At 60.5% G+C, this 16,317-nt stretch carries 17 protein-coding genes; 11 read left to right on the forward strand and 6 right to left on the reverse strand.

The features are described 5' to 3' along the window. Positions 1–31 precede the first annotated feature (31 nt). Both ABI171_RS04030 and ABI171_RS04035 read left to right on the forward strand, forming a co-directional pair. Positions 32–2,017: a M48 family metallopeptidase gene (locus ABI171_RS04030; protein ID WP_348091317.1), complete on the forward strand. Its 1,986-nt coding sequence runs from the start codon at positions 32–34 to the stop codon at positions 2,015–2,017. 88 nt (positions 2,018–2,105) lie between these two features. Continuing rightward, positions 2,106–2,633 carry a TlpA disulfide reductase family protein gene (locus tag ABI171_RS04035; RefSeq protein ID WP_348091318.1) on the forward strand — a complete coding sequence of 176 codons (528 nt, stop codon included), beginning with the start codon at positions 2,106–2,108 and terminating at the stop codon, positions 2,631–2,633. Positions 2,634–2,676: 43 nt separating this feature from the next. On the opposite strand, the gene ABI171_RS04040 is transcribed toward ABI171_RS04035, so the two are convergent. Beyond that, positions 2,677–3,189 carry a winged helix DNA-binding protein gene (locus ABI171_RS04040; RefSeq protein ID WP_348091319.1) on the reverse strand — a complete coding sequence of 171 codons (513 nt, stop codon included), beginning with the start codon at positions 3,187–3,189 and terminating at the stop codon, positions 2,677–2,679. Between the two features lie 375 nt (positions 3,190–3,564). On the opposite strand from ABI171_RS04040, the gene pxpB reads away from it, so the two are divergent. The 8 genes from pxpB (at position 3,565) to ABI171_RS04080 (ending at position 10,022) form a co-directional block, all read left to right on the forward strand. Further along, a complete protein-coding gene (gene pxpB / locus ABI171_RS04045; RefSeq protein ID WP_348091320.1) occupies positions 3,565–4,218 on the forward strand; it encodes a 5-oxoprolinase subunit PxpB in 654 nt (217 codons plus the stop codon). Further along, positions 4,215–5,192: a biotin-dependent carboxyltransferase family protein gene (locus tag ABI171_RS04050; protein ID WP_348091321.1), complete on the forward strand. Its 978-nt coding sequence runs from the start codon at positions 4,215–4,217 to the stop codon at positions 5,190–5,192. Before pxpB ends, ABI171_RS04050 begins: the two co-directional genes overlap by 4 nt. A 16-nt stretch (positions 5,193–5,208) precedes the next feature. Continuing rightward, positions 5,209–6,012, forward strand: a complete 804-nt coding sequence (gene pxpA, locus ABI171_RS04055; protein WP_348091322.1) for a 5-oxoprolinase subunit PxpA — start codon at positions 5,209–5,211, stop codon at positions 6,010–6,012. A 95-nt stretch (positions 6,013–6,107) separates the two neighbouring features. After that, positions 6,108–6,827 (forward strand): DUF969 domain-containing protein, encoded by a 720-nt coding sequence (locus ABI171_RS04060; RefSeq protein WP_348091323.1) that lies wholly within the window; start codon positions 6,108–6,110, stop codon positions 6,825–6,827. Next, positions 6,824–7,810, forward strand: coding sequence for a DUF979 domain-containing protein (locus ABI171_RS04065; RefSeq protein ID WP_348091324.1), 987 nt, complete (start codon positions 6,824–6,826; stop codon positions 7,808–7,810). The genes ABI171_RS04060 and ABI171_RS04065 overlap by 4 nt, the downstream gene beginning before the upstream one ends. 9 nt (positions 7,811–7,819) lie before the next feature. Further along, the gene (locus ABI171_RS04070; RefSeq protein WP_348091325.1) at positions 7,820–8,830 is read left to right on the forward strand and encodes a DUF2891 domain-containing protein; all 1,011 of its coding nucleotides are present in this window, start codon (positions 7,820–7,822) and stop codon (positions 8,828–8,830) included. 9 nt (positions 8,831–8,839) lie between these two features. Beyond that, the gene (gene pcp / locus ABI171_RS04075; protein ID WP_348091326.1) at positions 8,840–9,493 is read left to right on the forward strand and encodes a pyroglutamyl-peptidase I; all 654 of its coding nucleotides are present in this window, start codon (positions 8,840–8,842) and stop codon (positions 9,491–9,493) included. A gap of 112 nt (positions 9,494–9,605) precedes the next feature. Beyond that, positions 9,606–10,022: a F0F1 ATP synthase subunit epsilon gene (locus ABI171_RS04080; RefSeq protein ID WP_348091327.1), complete on the forward strand. Its 417-nt coding sequence runs from the start codon at positions 9,606–9,608 to the stop codon at positions 10,020–10,022. Positions 10,023–10,064: 42 nt separating this feature from the next. On the opposite strand, the gene ABI171_RS04085 is transcribed toward ABI171_RS04080, so the two are convergent. Further along, positions 10,065–10,652, reverse strand: coding sequence for an SH3 domain-containing protein (locus ABI171_RS04085; protein ID WP_348091328.1), 588 nt, complete (start codon positions 10,650–10,652; stop codon positions 10,065–10,067). 111 nt (positions 10,653–10,763) lie between these two features. Then, positions 10,764–11,666 (reverse strand): LysR family transcriptional regulator, encoded by a 903-nt coding sequence (locus ABI171_RS04090; protein WP_348091329.1) that lies wholly within the window; start codon positions 11,664–11,666, stop codon positions 10,764–10,766. 102 nt (positions 11,667–11,768) lie between these two features. On the opposite strand from ABI171_RS04090, the gene ABI171_RS04095 reads away from it, so the two are divergent. Continuing rightward, on the forward strand, positions 11,769–12,776 hold the full coding sequence (locus tag ABI171_RS04095; protein WP_348091330.1) for an aldo/keto reductase: 1,008 nt from the start codon (positions 11,769–11,771) through the stop codon (positions 12,774–12,776). Positions 12,777–12,820: 44 nt separating this feature from the next. Here the strand turns inward: ABI171_RS04095 and ABI171_RS04100 are convergent, their stop codons facing one another. The 3 genes from ABI171_RS04100 to lipB all read right to left on the reverse strand — a co-directional run bounded on the left by ABI171_RS04100 (position 12,821) and on the right by lipB (position 16,307). After that, complete coding sequence (locus ABI171_RS04100) at positions 12,821–14,203, reverse strand: lipase family protein (RefSeq protein WP_348091331.1); 1,383 nt, start codon at positions 14,201–14,203, stop codon at positions 12,821–12,823. Positions 14,204–14,577: 374 nt separating this feature from the next. Further along, entirely contained in the window at positions 14,578–15,582 is a 1,005-nt protein-coding gene (lipA, locus tag ABI171_RS04105; protein WP_348091332.1) for a lipoyl synthase, read from the reverse strand. A gap of 38 nt (positions 15,583–15,620) precedes the next feature. Further along, a complete protein-coding gene (gene lipB / locus ABI171_RS04110; RefSeq protein ID WP_348091333.1) occupies positions 15,621–16,307 on the reverse strand; it encodes a lipoyl(octanoyl) transferase LipB in 687 nt (228 codons plus the stop codon). Positions 16,308–16,317 lie beyond the last annotated feature (10 nt).

The raw sequence follows: 16,317 nt of genomic DNA on the forward strand, positions 1-16,317 counted from the left end.
GATCCGTCCTGATCCTGACTGAACCGCCTACATGACTTTCTTTGAACAGCAGCACCAGGCGCGGCAGGAGACCAGGAAACTGGTGTTCCTGTTCGCGCTGGCGGTCATCGCCATCGTCATCGCGGTCAATCTGGCCATGGCGTTGCTGTGGAATTTCAAGTTCGGCAGCCACCATGAGCTGTTGCACAGCTATCCCAAAGGCTTCTTCGCCATCAATACCCTGATCACGCTGGCGCTGATCGGCGGCGGCACCCTGATCCAGACCTTCAATTTGCGCGACGGCGGCGATGCCGTGGCGCTGATGGCCGGCGGCCGGATGATCTCGCCCGCCACCGGCGACCTGCAAGAAAGGCGCTTGCTGAACGTGGTGGAAGAAATGGCGCTGGCTTCCGGCATCGCCTGCCCCAAAGTCTACCTGCTGGAGCAGGAAGATTCGATCAATGCCTTTGCCGCCGGCTACAACCAGAATGAAGCGGTGGTCGCGGTCACGCGCGGCACCCTCAACCGGCTCACGCGCGATGAGCTGCAAGGTGTGGTCGGCCATGAATTCAGCCATATCCTGAACGGCGACATGCGCTTGAACGTGCATCTGATCGGGGTCTTGTTCGGGATCCAGATGATTGCCGGCTTCGGCCAGCAGCTGATGAATTTCGGCCGATTTTCTACCAGTAACCGCGACGACAAAGGGCCACCGTGGCAGCTGGTCATGCTGTTCGCCGGCCTGGCGCTGTTCGTGGTGGGTTATATCGGCATCTTCTTCGGCCGCGTGATCAAGTCCGCGGTGTCGCGCCAGCGCGAGTTCCTGGCCGATGCCAGCGCGGTGCAGTTCACGCGCAATCCGGAAGGCATCGGCGGCGCCTTGCGCAAGATCGGCGGCCTTACCGACGGCAAAAAGATCGGTTCGCAAATCAATCATCCCAACGCAGAACAACTGTCGCATCTGTTTCTCGGCAGCGCGCGCCCCAATCTGCTGGATGGCTGGTTCGCCACGCATCCGCCGCTGATGGAGCGTTTGAAACGGATTTACGGCAGAAGCATGTCGCCGCTGGAAGCGCCCGAATTGCAGACGCCGTATGCTGAACACGCTGAGCGCATGCCGGACTTGCCTTTTGCCGCGGCCGGCTTTGCAGGCGCCGGGGACGGCCCCGCAATGCAGCCATCGGCACCGTCTTTCGGTGCGGCGGGACTGGCCACGCCCTCTCTCGAATTCGGCAATAGCAGCGGCAACAAATCGCCGCTGCCGGCGCAACTCGATGGCGCGGTACGCAATCCGGTAGCGGCCCGTGCGGTCATCTATGCGATGTTGCTAGGCGACGGCGCGGAACGCGATGCGCAACTGGCGATCCTGAAGGCGGACGCGCCGCAACAGGCCGCCATGACCACTTTCCTGGCAGAGTCGATTGCCCGGTTGCCGCTCAGTGCGCGGCTGCCTCTGGTGGACTTGGCCGCGCCTGCACTGTGGCAGCTGACGCAACCGGAGCGCGACAATCTGCTTGCCATAGTCGATCAGTTGATCGCCGCCGACAGCCGCATCACGCTGGCCGAGTTCGTGCTGCAAACCATCCTCACGCGCCGCCTGGCGCCACGCGCAGGACGTCTGGTGCCAATCAGATTCAATCGCCTGTCGGACCTGGGTCCTGACGTTGCGCTGTTGCTGTCGCTGGTAGCGCACGTATCGGTGCCGGCCGATCGCACCGACATGACGGCGGCGCGGCTGACCGCGTTCCTGCGCGGCGCCACCGCCTGCTCTGAACTCAAGCTCGCCAGCCATGACTATTGCGACGGCGCGAGTCTCAGTTTCCCGCGTGTCCGCCAGGCGCTGGATAACGCCAATCAACTGGCGCCGCTCGCCAAGCCGCAACTGATCAAGGCGCTGCTGGCGGCGGCCGATGACGGCAACGCCTTGCAGCTTACCAGCGCCGATATCCTGCGCGCCATTTGCGCCGGCATAGAAGCGCCGATCCCGCCCGCCGTCGCCGCCACCTACCAAGCCTATCCCTGGCAGTTCGACGATTAGCCAAGCGCAAATCCAGGCTTTCAGGCAAATCAGGCGGCAGATGGCTATAATGAATGTTCCCGGGCCTAGCTCGTATTGGATTCCTGTCATGCAAGCTCAAATTGAAAACACGACCGGCAAGCGGCTCTGGATCAAGCTGTCAGCCGTAGCCGCGGTAGCGGTGCTGGCGGTGGGCGGGTACATGTCGATGTCAAATACACATGCAGCGCCGGATGTCAGCTTCACCAATCTCAAGGGCGAACAGGTATCGCTGAAGAGCTTGCGCGGTAAAGTGGTGATGGTGAATTTCTGGGCCACCAGCTGCACCACCTGCGTCGCGGAAATGCCGAAAATGGTGCAGACCTATAATGCCTACAAGGACAAGGGCCTGGATTACGTCGCCGTGGCGATGAGCTACGACCAGCCCAATTACGTCGTCAACTTCGTCCAGACCCGCAGCCTGCCATTCCAGGTCACGCTGGATACGCAAGGCAAACTGGCGGATGCCTTCGGCGACGTCAAGCTGACGCCGACCACCTTTGTGATCGACAAGCAAGGCAATATCATCAAGCGTTACGTGGGCGAGCCCAAGTTCGCCGAGTTGCACGCCCTGCTCGACAAAGCACTGGCAACATAAACAAAAAGGCGCCCGGAGCGCCTTTTTTTATGCAAGTCCTAAGCTACCTCGAAGTCGCGCCGCGCGAAGCGGTGTCGTACAAACCGGATGCGGTACGCAGCAGTTTTGCCGCATCGCCCAGCGACTGATTCGAGAGGCCGGTATCGGACAACACGGTGATCAGGCACTCCTCGCGCATTTCACGATATTTGAGGCAAAGCGCATAACCTTCTTCAGTGGCGGAGAAATACGCTTCCTTGCCGACTTTCTCACTCTTTATGTAACCCGCTTTCACCAGTTTTTTCAGTGCATAACTGGCAATGTGTGTATCCTCGATATTCAATACGAAGCAGATGTCAGCCAGGCTTTTTTTACGTTCGCGGTGGCACACATGGTGCAACAAAGAAACTTCCACCGGTGTCATATCCTTGACCCCGGCGGCAGACATGCAGCGCGCCATCCAGCGGTTGAAGGCATTGCCCGCAATAATCAAGGCATATTCCAGCTCAGACAATTCGACGCTGCTTTCCGAAGCCAGATGGGCAGAGGACAGGATTTTAGGTGCGGCAACGTTCATAGGTATCCCACTAAACGCCAAGAAAACCAAATCATACAACCAGTTGCACAAAAACCAGATTGAATTTGAGACGCATTGACATGGATTGTCATCTGCATTTCAACAACAATATAAACTATTTACATACGATTTATTGACATTTTATTTTTGATGAACGATATTGCTCTTTGCTTAAACTCTGATTTTTAAAAAGAGCGAGCTGGTTGGGGCAGACGATACGGCGCAGTACGACGACAGCTGTTCACAATTATTTTCCTGGTAATTTGCATGTTGAACTGATCAGTCAGGGGCAAGGATAGCCGTCGCAGGATTTACCGCGCGACATTTTTACCTTGTCCTGCCTAGCTGATACCGTACAGAAGGAATCCGGCCGCAATGACTCAATCCGTCATACATGCTCTTGGCGAAAACGCTCTGATACTGAACACCGGAGCCAGCGCCACTCTCGAATGCCAGCAACGCTTGTGGGCGATCGCGGCCAAGGCGGCGCATTGGCCGCATGTACGCGATGTAGTGCCCGGCATGAATAACCTGACCATCCTGTTCGACCCGCTGGCTAGCGACGGCTCACAACTGGCCGAAAAACTCCAGGCTGCATGGGATGCCGATTCGATCAGCCAGAAGGCCGGACGGAAAATCGAGATTCCCGTGGTGTATGGCGGCGACAGCGGCCCCGATCTGGAACAGGTGGCAATTCACACCGGCCTGTCGCCGGCCGACATCGTCAAGCGCCACACGGCGGCTGAATACATCGTCTACTTCATCGGCTTCCAGCCTGGCTTTCCCTATCTCGGCGGACTCGATCCACAGTTGGCGACGCCACGCCGCAGCGAGCCGCGCCTGCTCGTGCCGGCCGGCTCGGTCGGCATCGGCGGCAGCCAGACCGGCATCTATCCGGCGGCCTCGCCGGGAGGCTGGCAACTGATCGGCCGCAGTGAACTGCAGCTGTTCGATCCCGCCGCCAATCCGCCCACCCTCCTGCAGCCGGGCGACCGCGTGCGCTTTGTCGCCAGCGAGGTGCTGGCATGATCAAGATCATCCGCGCCGGCCGCATCAACTCGGTCCAGGACATGGGACGCAGCGGCTTTCGCCATCTCGGCATTTGCCAGTCCGGCGCGCTGGACCGCACCGCGCTGGCCATCGCCAATCTGCTGGTAGGCAATCCGCGCGACAGCGCCGCCATCGAATTCACGCTCGGCCCTTGCGAACTGGAATTCACTTTCGACACCCGCATCGCCCTCGGCGGCGCCGATTTCGGCGCGACCCTGGACGGCCGCCCGCTGCTGCCCTGGTGGAGCGTACGCGCGCGCCCCGGCCAGATCCTCAAACTGAATGCGGCACGGCACGGCATGCGCGCCTACCTGGCAGTCGCCGGCGGCGTCAATGCCTCTGCCCAGCTAGGCTCGCGCGCCACCGATTTGCAAGCCGGCTTTGGCGGCCACGGCGGCCGCGCGCTGACGGAAGGCGATGCGCTCTCCGCCGGGGCGCCGGACAATCCGGCGGCGGCTATCCACACCACGCCTTCATTCGGTGTGCGCGCGCCATCGTGGTATGAGCCCGACGATGCCGAATCAATAGCGATCCGCGTCATCCCCGGCCCCGAATATGACTTGTTCAGCGTTGCCGCGCAAAAGACGTTCTGGAGCAGCAGCTGGACCCTGACGCCGCAAAGCAACCGCATGGGTTTTCGCTTGAGCGGCCCTGAATTGAAAATCAAGAAAGGCGTCGACCTGCTATCCCACGGCGTATTGCCAGGAGTGATCCAGGTACCGCCGGCGGGCCAGCCGATCGTGCTGATGGCGGATGCGCAGACCACCGGCGGCTATCCCAAGATCGGCGTGGTGATCGGCGCCGATCTGGCAAAGCTGGCGCAGTTGCGCTTCAACCGTACCTTGCAATTCGTCGAGTCCGACGCCACCGAGGCCCGCGCGGCATTGCGTGAAGAGGCCTTGTACCTACAACAGATTGAAACCGCGATGCACTGGCTGCGTCCGGCCAGATAGCGATAAGGAGCAGACCATGCCCAGGAAAGACAAATCACAGCAGCAGGTAGATCTCAACGCCGATCTCGGCGAACAAGACAACGGCAGCGACGAAGCATTGCTGGCGCTGGTCAGCTCGGCCAATATCGCTTGCGGCTGGCACGCCGGCAGCGCCCTGATGATGCAACAATGCGTCAGCTGGGCGGTAGCGCAGGGCGTCGCCATCGGCGCCCATCCGAGCTTTCCCGACCGCGATAATTTCGGCCGCACTGAAATGCAGTTGCCGGCCAATGAAATCTATAGCGGCGTGCAGTACCAGATCGGCGCGCTGGCGGCGATTGCCGGCGCCCATGGCGCGCAGCTGGCGCACGTCAAGCCGCATGGCGCGCTGTACAACATGGCGGCGCGCGATGCGGATCTGGCGGACACCATCGTCGCCGCGATCCGTGATGTCGATCCGTCGCTAGCCCTGTTCGGCCTGGCCGGCAGCGAACTGATCGCCGCCGCCCACCGCGCCGGCCTGCATGCGGTGGAAGAAGTGTTTGCCGACCGCGGCTACATGGCCGACGGCAGCCTGGTCAAGCGCGGCACCGAAGGCGCGCTGATCGACGATGAAGAACAGGCCCTGGCACAAACCATGCATATGATCCGCGAGGGCAAGGTCCACGCGATTGACGGCAGCTGGGCGGCGGTCAAGGCCGACACCGTCTGCCTGCACGGCGATGGTGCGCATGCGCTGGCATTTGCACGGCGCATCCATGGCGAGCTGAAGCAGCAAGGCATCGCCATTCGCGCACCTCAGACGGGCGGCGGCGATAGCTTGTTTCCTTTGCTGGGTTGATTTTTACCGACGCACCAATCACCACCAATCACCACACCACGTAGTTAATAAAATCGGCGCGCGACAACGACCGCCATCAACTTGAGGAGATAGCAATGACCGTAACGGAATTACTGCCGCTGATAGGCATACCCATCGTGGTGGCTGGCTTTGCCTTTAAATTCAATCCCTTGCTGGTGGTTACCGTGGCCGGCCTGGCGACCGGACTGTCGGTCGGCATGGATCTCGGGACGCTGCTGGAAACCTTTGGCGAGAAATTCGTCAACAGCCGTTCACTGGCGACCTTCCTGCTGATCTTGCCAGTGATCGGCCTGCTGGAAAGCTACGGCCTGAAGGAACGCGCGCAAGACTGGATCGCCAGCCTGGCGAACGCCACTTCGGCGCGCATCCTGATGCTGTATTTCGTGCTGCGCCAAGGCCTCGGCGCACTCGGTCTGACCTATATCGGTGGCCAGGCGCAAACCGTGCGGCCTCTGCTGGCGCCGATGGTGGAAGGCGCTGCAGTCGCCAGGTACGGCGAGCTGCCGTTGCCGATCCGTGACAAGATCCGCGCCCATGCCGCTGCCTGCGACAACATCGCGGTGTTTTTCGGCGAAGACATTTTCATCGCCTTCGGTGCGGTGCTCCTGATCGATGCCTTCCTCAAGGAAAACGGCATCACCAATATCGAACCGCTGCATCTCGGCCTGTGGGCCATCCCCACCGCTCTTGCCGCCCTGGTCATCCACATGGCGCGCCTGACGCGGCTCGACGCCAGTATCCGGCGCGATGTCGAAGCCTGGAAAAAAACTGAAGGCAAAGAGGTGGCCGCATGAAAACCCTGCTCACCATCAATGAAATCTATTACCTGGTCGGCATCATCGTCATGTTGCTGGTCGGCATGACCTTGCGCGACAAGGGCAATCCGAAACGCCTGACAACGGCATTGTTCTGGTTCCTGTTCGGCTCGGTATTCCTGTTCGGCGACATGCTGGTGGCCGGGCTCGGCAAACCGATGGCCTATCGCATCATCGGCGTGGTGGTGGTGGTGATTTCGCTGATCGCCGGTTGCGGCCTGCTATCTGCCGGCAGCTATCTGCAACGCAGCGCCGAAGAGCGCCAAGCGTCGGCGAATCGCCTCGGCAACTGGATCTTCCTGCCGGCGCTGCTGATCCCGCTGATCACCGTGTTGTGTACGGTGTTGCTGAAAAATGTCGCGATCGGCGGCGTCTATCTGCTCGATCAGAAACAGCTGACCCTTGCCGCCTTGTGCATCGCCAGCGTTTGCGCCATCCTGGCCGGCTGGAAATTGACCGGCGGCACGCCGTTGCAAGCGGTGCGCGAATCGCGCCGGCTGGTCGATGCCATCGGCTGGGCTGCAATCCTGCCGCAGATGCTGGCCATGCTGGGTGGTGTGTTCGTCGTCGCCCAAACCGGCAAATCGGTGCAGGAAGTCGTCGCCCTGTTCGTCAATCCCGACAGCCGTCTGCTACTGGTGGTGATCTACTGTGTCGGCATGGCGCTGTTCACCATGATCATGGGTAACGCCTTTGCGGCTTTCCCGGTGATGACGGCCGGGATTGCCCTGCCGTTCCTGATCAACGGCCAGCACGCCGATCCGGCGCCGCTGGTTACCATCGGCATGCTGGCAGGTTATTGCGGTACGCTGATGACGCCGATGGCGGCCAACTACAACATCGTGCCGGCGGCGCTGCTGGAGCTGAAAGATAAATACCTGGTCATCAAGACGCAGATTCCAACGGCGCTGACGTTGCTTGCCGCGAATATCCTCCTGATGTACTTCATCGTATTCCGCTAAGGAGCAACCATGCACCTCACTCTCGATCAGGTTTCGGCGTTCGCGGGCCTGCCGTTACGTTCGCTGCGCCACGAATATCCGAACCACATCATGCATGTCCTCAACGGACCGGACGATGTGCTCTCGCCGCGCGCGCTGCATCCGGTGTTCTACGGCTGCTACGACTGGCATTCGGCGGTGCATGGCTACTGGCTGCTGGCGCGCTGCGCGCGCCTGTATCCGACGCTGCCGCAGCAGGATCAGATCACGGCGCTGTTCGACGAACATTTCACCGCCGCCAACATGCAGCAGGAACTGGCTTACTTCCAGACGCCGGGACGGGTATCGTTTGAACGTCCTTACGGCTGGGCCTGGATCGTCGCGCTGGCGCAGGAACTGCAAACCTGGAAGCAGCCGAAAGCCAAATCCTGGCTCGCTGCCATGGAACCGCTGGTGGCGGAAATCCGCAGCCGCGTGTTCAGCTATTTCGCCAAACTGAGCTACGCGATCCGGGTCGGCACCCATTACAACAGCGCCTTCGCCTTGAAGTTGATCCTAGATTTCGCCCGCCATCGCAACGATGCGGAACTGGAAAGCGCCGTGGTCACCGCCTCCTGCCGTTACTACATGGGCGACAGCAATTATCCGGCGCACTACGAGCCCGGTGGCGATGAATTCCTGTCAGCGGCGCTGACCGAAGCGTTGCTGATGTCGGATGTGCTGGAGCCGGATGTCTTCCCCGACTGGTTCGCCCAGTATCTGCCGGCGCTGGGCGATATCGATCGCCTGATGAATCCGGCCGATGTCAGCGACCATAGCGACCCCAAGATCGCCCACCTGAACGGCTTGAACCTGAGCCGCGCCTGGTGCATGAAGCGGATCGCGCGGCGCCTGCCGGAAACCGATCCGGCTGGCGCCATCCTGAACGCCGCGGCACGGCGTCATATCGAAGCCGGCCTGCCGAATGTGGTCAGCGGCGAATATGCCGGCGAGCACTGGCTGGCGACCTTCGCCATGCTGGCGCTGGAACCGGTCAACTGAGGCAGCCATATGACTACCCACAATATTTTGCTCACCGGTTTCGAACCGTTCGAGCAGGAACCGCTCAATCCTTCCTGGGAAGCGGTGCGCGCGCTCGATGGCTGGCAATGCGAAGACGCTCAGGTCGTGGCGCGCCAACTGCCTTGCGTGTTCGGCAAGGCATTGGACCTATTGGATCAGCTGCTCGCGGAATGCAAGCCGGTGCTGGTGATCTGCGTCGGCCAGGCTGGCGGCCGCAGCCAGCTGTCGCTGGAAAGAGTCGCAATCAATGTGGATGATGCGCGGATCACCGACAATGCCGGCCGCCAACCGATCGACCAGGCTATCTATGGCGACGGCCCCGCGGCTTATTTTTCGACCTTGCCGATCAAAGGCATGGTCAAGGCAATGCGCGCAGGCGGCATCCCGGCAGAAGTATCGCAAACCGCCGGCACTTTCGTCTGCAACCATGTGTTCTACGGCCTGATGCATCAGCTGGCGCAGCACACGCCGGCAGTACGCGGCGGCTTCATCCACATCCCTTACATCCCGTCGCAGGCGGCGCGCCATCCCGGCCAGCCGAGCCTGGCGCTGGACACCGTGATCGACGGCTTGCGGGCGGCAATCCAGAGCGCCATGACCTTGCAGCAGGATGTAGCCGAAGGCGGCGGCCAGCTGCACTGAATATTGTCCGGACCGGTTCAGCGAATTTCCTGATTCCGGCGCGGCCGATCTTGTATCATAGACTCGACAGGGTGCGAGCTGCACCCTGATGACTATAGCTACAGGAACCCGTATGTCGGAAACTCAAGTCGTCGTCGTTAGTCCGGAAGGCGAGCTGTACGCTGGCAGCGCCGGACTGGTCACTCTACCCGGCATCGATGGCTCGCTCGGCATCCTGCCCGGCCATACGCCGCTGCTGACGCGCCTGAAGCCGGGCGCAGTCCATATCAAACGCCCCACGGGCGAAGATGATTTCATTTATGTCGCCGGCGGCTATGCCGAAGTCCAGCCGCATACCGTCACCATCCTGGCCGACACAGCCATCCGCGGCAAGGACCTGGATGAAGCCAAGGCCACCCTGGCGCGGCAGCAAGCCGAGGAACGCTTGCAAAACCTGCATTCGGATATCGACTATGCGCTGGCGCAAGCCGAACTGGCGCAAGCCACCGCACAACTGGCGACATTGGCGCAGATGCGACGCGGCAAATAAGTTGGCGAGGCGCCGGGCTTGTCCCGGAGACCTCCTCGTCAATCAGCGTGGCTGAGGCCGGTTGCCGCCATTCGGTGGCCGCCCGCCGCCCGGAGGTCTGCCGCCTGGCGGCCTGATGCCGCTTGGCGGGGGACGCTGGCCACCGCCTAATCCCGGAGGATGCGGCTTTCCCGGCAAAATTGCCGGCGGCCGCGGATGCGGTCTTGGCGGCGGCCGTACTGTCGGCGGCCGCGGCCGGTGCGCCCAGTGCGACTGCTGGCCATACCACGGCCGGCCGCGATAATACTGGCCCCAATAAGTCCCCAGCGAGAAAGCGATGATCGGTAATCCGATGGCGCCGCCGTAGGTAATCAGCGGCACTTGGTTACCCTGATACGGATAACTCAGATTCTGCGCATAGACCCAGCCCCGATTGCCATCCTGCAAAGTGACATCGCACCAGCTATAACCGTTGATGCAACCGGCCACCGATACCGGCGTGCCTGGCGCAAGCTGGGCCACCAGCGGATAATCGCGCGCCGGACCGGCGCGCAAATTGACGGGCTTGCTGGTAAATGCCTGCTGGGCCATGGCGGCCACAGGAAAGATCAGGCAGGCGGCAAGCAAGGGGATCAGTCGGATGCGAATCATGGGCGAGCTCCTATCGGTGAAGCAATCGATGCGGCGTCCTGCTTAGGCGCTTTCAAGGATACCCTTAAAAACTTGCAACAAGACAATAAAATAGACATCTTTAGCTTGATCCTACTCTGATCGTTCCAGGCTGGCGCGTAGCATTTCGATAAACAAGCGCAAACCGGTCGGCAACTGGCGCCGGCCGGGATAGTAAAGAAAGAAACCCGGAATCGGCGGACACCAGTCGTCCAGCGCCCGCACCAGCCGACCTTGCGCCAGCCATTTCTGTGCCTGCCCCTCATACAGGTAACTCAGGCCGATGCCGTCCAGCGCGGCGCCCAGCATCAGCTCGTCGTCATCCAGCAGCAGAGGGCCGTCGACCGTCACCGCCAGCGTCTCGCCGTCCTTGGCAAACTCCCACGCATACAGCGCGCCACTGGGAAAACGGCGGCCGATGCAAGCGTGCTGTTTCAGATCCTGCGGATGGCGCGGCAGGCCACGGCGCGCCGCATACATCGGCGAACAGACCACGATCAGGCGTAGCGGCGGTCCCATCGGCAGCGCGATCATGTCGCGCGCCAGGGTTTCGCCGAAACGGATGCCGGCGTCGAAACCCTGCGCAACGATGTCGACCAGGCCATCGTCGGTCACCACTTCCAGCCGGATGTCCGGATACGCCGCCAGGAAACGCGCAAAAACCGGCGCCAGCAGCCAGCGCGCGGCCATGCGCGGCACGTTCAGCCGCAAACTCCCGCGCGGCGTGTCGCGGAACCGGTTGACCTGGTCCAGCGCCTCGCCGATCTCGCGCAAGGCCGGCCCCAGCCGCAACAGCAACTGTTCGCCCGCCTCGGTCGGCGTCACGCTGCGTGTGGTGCGGTTCAGCAGGCGCACGCCGAGACGGCTTTCCAGCGTGCGCATGGCGTGGCTCAGCGCCGAGGCGGAAACTCCGCATTCCAACGCCGCCTTGGTAAAGCTGCGATGGCGGGCGACGCTGGCAAAGGCGTCCAGTTCGGTCAGGTCAGGTTTGTTCATTGATGAATTATTTTCAGTATTACATCAAATATAACATGGCTTATCACCAGTAATTGCACAGAGGATACTCAACCCATCATCACAACCGAAAGAACATTTCCAATGAAAACCCGCACACTTGGCCGCAATGGCCTGCAAGTTTCCGCCATCGGCCTGGGCTGCATGGGCATGAGCTTCGGCTACGGCGCCAGCGATGACGCCACGTCCATCAAGACCCTGCAGCATGCAGTCGATCTCGGCGTCACCCATTTCGACACCGCCGAACTTTACGGCCCCTACATCAACGAAGAACTGGTCGGACGGGCCCTCAAGGCGGTGCGTAGCAAGATCACCATCGCCACCAAGTTCGGATTCAAGATCCTGCCGGAAAGCAAAGAAGTGCAAGGCATGGCGCGTTTAGTCGGCGTCGACAGCCGCCCGCAGCATGTGCGCGACGTGGTCGAAGCATCGCTCAAGCGGCTGGGAGTGGAAACCATCGATCTGCTGTACCAGCATCGGGTCGATCCGCAGGTGCCGATCGAGGAGGTCGTGGGTACCATGGCTGATCTGGTGCACGCCGGTAAAGTGCGGCATCTTGGATTGTCGGAAATGTCCGCGGCCACCTTGCGCCGCGCCCATGCGGTGCATCCGATCGCCGCAGTACAGTCGGAATACTCCTTATGGAGCCGCGACCAGGAACAAGAGATTTTGCCGCTGTGCGCTGAGCTAGGCATAGGATTTGTGCCGTACAGCCCGCTGGGCCGCGGTTTCCTGACCGGCAAAATCAATAGCGCCGAGCAACTGGCGGCCGACGATTTTCGCCGCAGCTTGCCGCGTTTTCAGGATGGCGCGCTGCAAAGCAACCGCATCCTGCTGGAAGCGCTGGCGCCGCTGGCCAGCGAACGCGGCTGCACGCCGGCGCAACTGGCGTTGGCATGGCTGCTGGCGCAGGGCGATTTCATCGTGCCGATTCCTGGCGCGCGGCAAATCAGGCATCTGGAAGAGAATGCGGCCGCCGCTGATATCGTATTGCGCTCCGACGAACTGGCCACCATCCGCGCGGTGCTGGATGAGGAGCAGATCGTCGGTCAGCGCTACGGCAAACCGGAGCTGGAGCTGATCAATCGCTGATCCGGGGGAGCGGGCGGCCGATGCCGGCCCGCTTTGCGCTGGTACTAGTGAACCGTCTCGGCTGCCAGCGAGCTGCCCGGCAGAGATTGGATCAAGGCGCAATTATCTGACGCAGGTATGCCCAGGAAACGCTCATAAATCCAAGGCAACATCCCGGCTGCCCACACTACGGCGGTAGCGGCGTGTTCGAACGGGGGTTCTGTATATTGGACAGATGTACCGCTCGCGCAGAACTGCTGTGCCAAAGTACGCGCGTCGCCGGCAAGCATGACGCCATCGCCAGGCAAGGGATTGAAAGTGCCGTTGAGAATGCCTACGCTACCTTGGGTGAAATAGATCGGGATCGTCGGCTCTCCGATGAGTCCGGCGTTCACGTTATTGACCATGCGCACGACGTCCGGAATGCTATTCAGATCGCTGGCATATTGCGGCTTGAACAAGGTGGTCCAATGCAAGCCGAGATTAGGCGGCAAGATCTGGATTAGCGACTGGTTCTGAATCGTGTTGAATAAGGCCACGCCATCGCTGTTGAGATAAGGCGTCAAATCGATATTGTAGGCGCGCGCCAACCCGACCATCGCCGCTGGCGCAACGCCGCCCCAGACAATGCTGCCGTCAACATAACTCAAGTTGTGCATGGGATCGATCAACAGTCCGCCGAAGGCAGCGCCGACCAACCGCTTGTTGACATCGGGCGCGTAGGTCGGAGCAAGTTGCGCGGCCCAATCGGTGGCGATTGCGCCGCCAGAGTAACCGATCAACGCAATCTTGCTGGAAGGCGTCATGCCAATCGACGGGCTATTGAACACCGCGCGGATCGAATCAAGGGTCGTCATACCCTCTTCCGGGCCGACCGGGAAGTCTGCAGTCTGTCCTTCCGTGTCCGGGACGATAACGTTATAACCCGCCGCCAGTATCGGCGCGAGCGCAACCGATTCACCGCTATAGAGAAGGCCGCCTAGCGAGCGGTCTCCTGCAATCACGCGCGATGGCTCATCCTGTGGGTTCAGCGAGTCGTAAGCCGACTGGTAAGAGATCGCATGACCGTTAGGGAACAGGCTCGTGCTCTTGATGACCGAGGTCACATTGACGACCGCCTGCTTCTGCGCATTGTTGGTGCGGTACAGTAGCTGGGTAACCTTCACCGGGAGTAAAATTCCGGCCACGTGATAATTCACCGTCCTTTGCTTGAGCACTGTGCCCAACGGCAGCGATGACAACGGGGTGCTGCCGGTGTAAGTATAAAACGGGTCGGCTGCGCTTGCGGCGGCAACGCCCGATGCCGGAGCGGCAACCTGGCTGCTTGCCGCCACCGGGTTGGATACCTTGCCGAACGGATTATCAAACAATCCGGCATGGGCGACACCAATGCTGCCCGTGGCAAGTAAGCACGCCATCATTCCACAACGTATAAATGTTTTTTTCATCACTGTCTCCAGATGTTATTCATTGACGCTGCTGCTGGCCGCGGAGCTTGCTACGGATCGCGCAACCGGCCGCTTGCAGCGGACATGTGGTTTCCTAGCGCTTAAATCTTAATCGACAATTACGTCTGGGAAATTGTTCGAAACGGACAATCGTTTCGCATTTCTGACCACCATGAACTCAGAATGAAGGTTGCACGACTTAGGGTCTGTTCACATTCGAATTGGAAGTGCGAACGCGCCCTGACAGAGGATATCCGGCGTCATAAACTAAAAAGCCATACCGCTCGTAGAGCGATATGGCTTTTTCAAAGTTTGTTACGGCACACAATGCAAGCTGCCCGGCAGTCAACGCCAAGACCGGGCCAATAAATAAATTACTTGTTCACCACCATCCCGGCATCATGCGCCTGCTGGTCTGCATGATAAGAACTGCGCACCATCGCGCCAACTGCGGCGTGGGCGAAGCCCATCTTGTAGGCTTCTTCTTCGTACATCTTGAAAACATCAGGATGGACGTAACGCCGTACCGGCAGGTGGTTCCCGCTTGGCATCAGGTACTGGCCGATGGTCAGCATGTCGACATCGTGGGCGCGCATGTCGCGCATGACTTGCAAGACTTCTTCATCGGTTTCGCCGAGGCCGACCATGATGCCGGATTTGGTCGGGGTGTTCGGATGCAGCGCCTTGAAGCGTTTCAACAGGTTCAGCGAGTATTCATAATCGGAACCCGGACGCGCTTCCTTGTACAGGCGCGGTGCGGTTTCCAGGTTGTGGTTCATCACGTCGGGCGGCGCCAGGTTGAGGATTTCCAGCGCACGGTCCATGCGGCCGCGGAAGTCCGGCACCAGGATTTCGATGCGGGTGTTCGGCGACAGCGCGCGCACGTGACGGATGCATTCGGCGAAATGGCCGGCGCCGCCGTCGCGCAGATCATCGCGGTCGACGCTGGTGATGACCACGTAATTCAGTTTCAGCGCGGCGATGGTCTTGGCCAGATTTTCCGGCTCGTTGACATCGAGCGGATCCGGGCGGCCGTGGCCGACATCGCAGAACGGGCAGCGGCGGGTACACTTGTCGCCCATGATCATGAAGGTGGCCGTGCCTTTGCCGAAGCATTCACCGATGTTCGGGCAGCTGGCTTCTTCGCAGACAGTGACCAGGCTGTTGGCGCGCAGGATGTCCTTGATTTCATAGAAACGCGAGGAAGGCGACGCCGCCTTGACCCGGATCCAGTCCGGCTTTTTCAGGCGCTCGATCGGGATGATCTTGATCGGGATGCGCGCGGTCTTGCTGGCGCCCTTCTGCTTTTCGGACGGATTGTAGGCACCGGTGGCGACTGCGGTTTCAGTGGGCAGCGACGGCGTGGTTTCTGTAGTCATGGTCTAGGCAAATCCTTGCTGGAGTCCCGTAAAGGGGCTCAGTTAAAACGCGCAGTTAAATTTTCTATCAGTTTGTGAGCAAGCGCTAACTGCGCCTCAGAGAGAGCAATATCAACGCCTAGCGTTTTCATATCGATGGTCTGCAGGCCTTCGTAGCCGCACGGATTGATCCAGGAAAAAGGCGTCAGATCCATCGCGACATTGAGCGATACACCGTGGTAAGTGCAGCCGCTGGCCTTGACTTTCAAGCCTAGAGCGGCGATTTTCGCACCTTGCCAGGCGCCGTCGGCAACATATATTCCAGGCGCGCCGGGCTTGCGTTCACCGGCCAGATTATACGCTGCCAGCGTGTCGATCACCGCCTGCTCGATACTTTGCACGAATTCGCGCACGAACAGGCGCGCAGAAGGACGCTGGCGGCGCAGGTCCAGCAACAGGTAAATCACCACCTGCCCGGGGCCGTGATAAGTCACTTCGCCGCCACGGTCGGTCTGGATCACAGGAATATCATGGGGCGCCAAGACATGGCTGGGATCGGCGCCCAAGCCTAATGTATACACCGGCGGATGCTCGACGATCCACAACTGGTCGGGCGTATCGGCAGTACGCGCGGCAGTAAACGCGCGCATGGCGTCAAAACTGACTTGGTAGGATTCGACGCCGCGCTGGATGATCTGGGGGCTGGGCGGATAATCTGGGGAACGGAGTTGCTGCGCACTGGACATAGACGCAAGT

Origin of the sequence: Collimonas sp. (assembly GCF_039923675.1) — a bacterium.
Lineage (GTDB): Bacteria > Pseudomonadota > Gammaproteobacteria > Burkholderiales > Burkholderiaceae_D > Collimonas.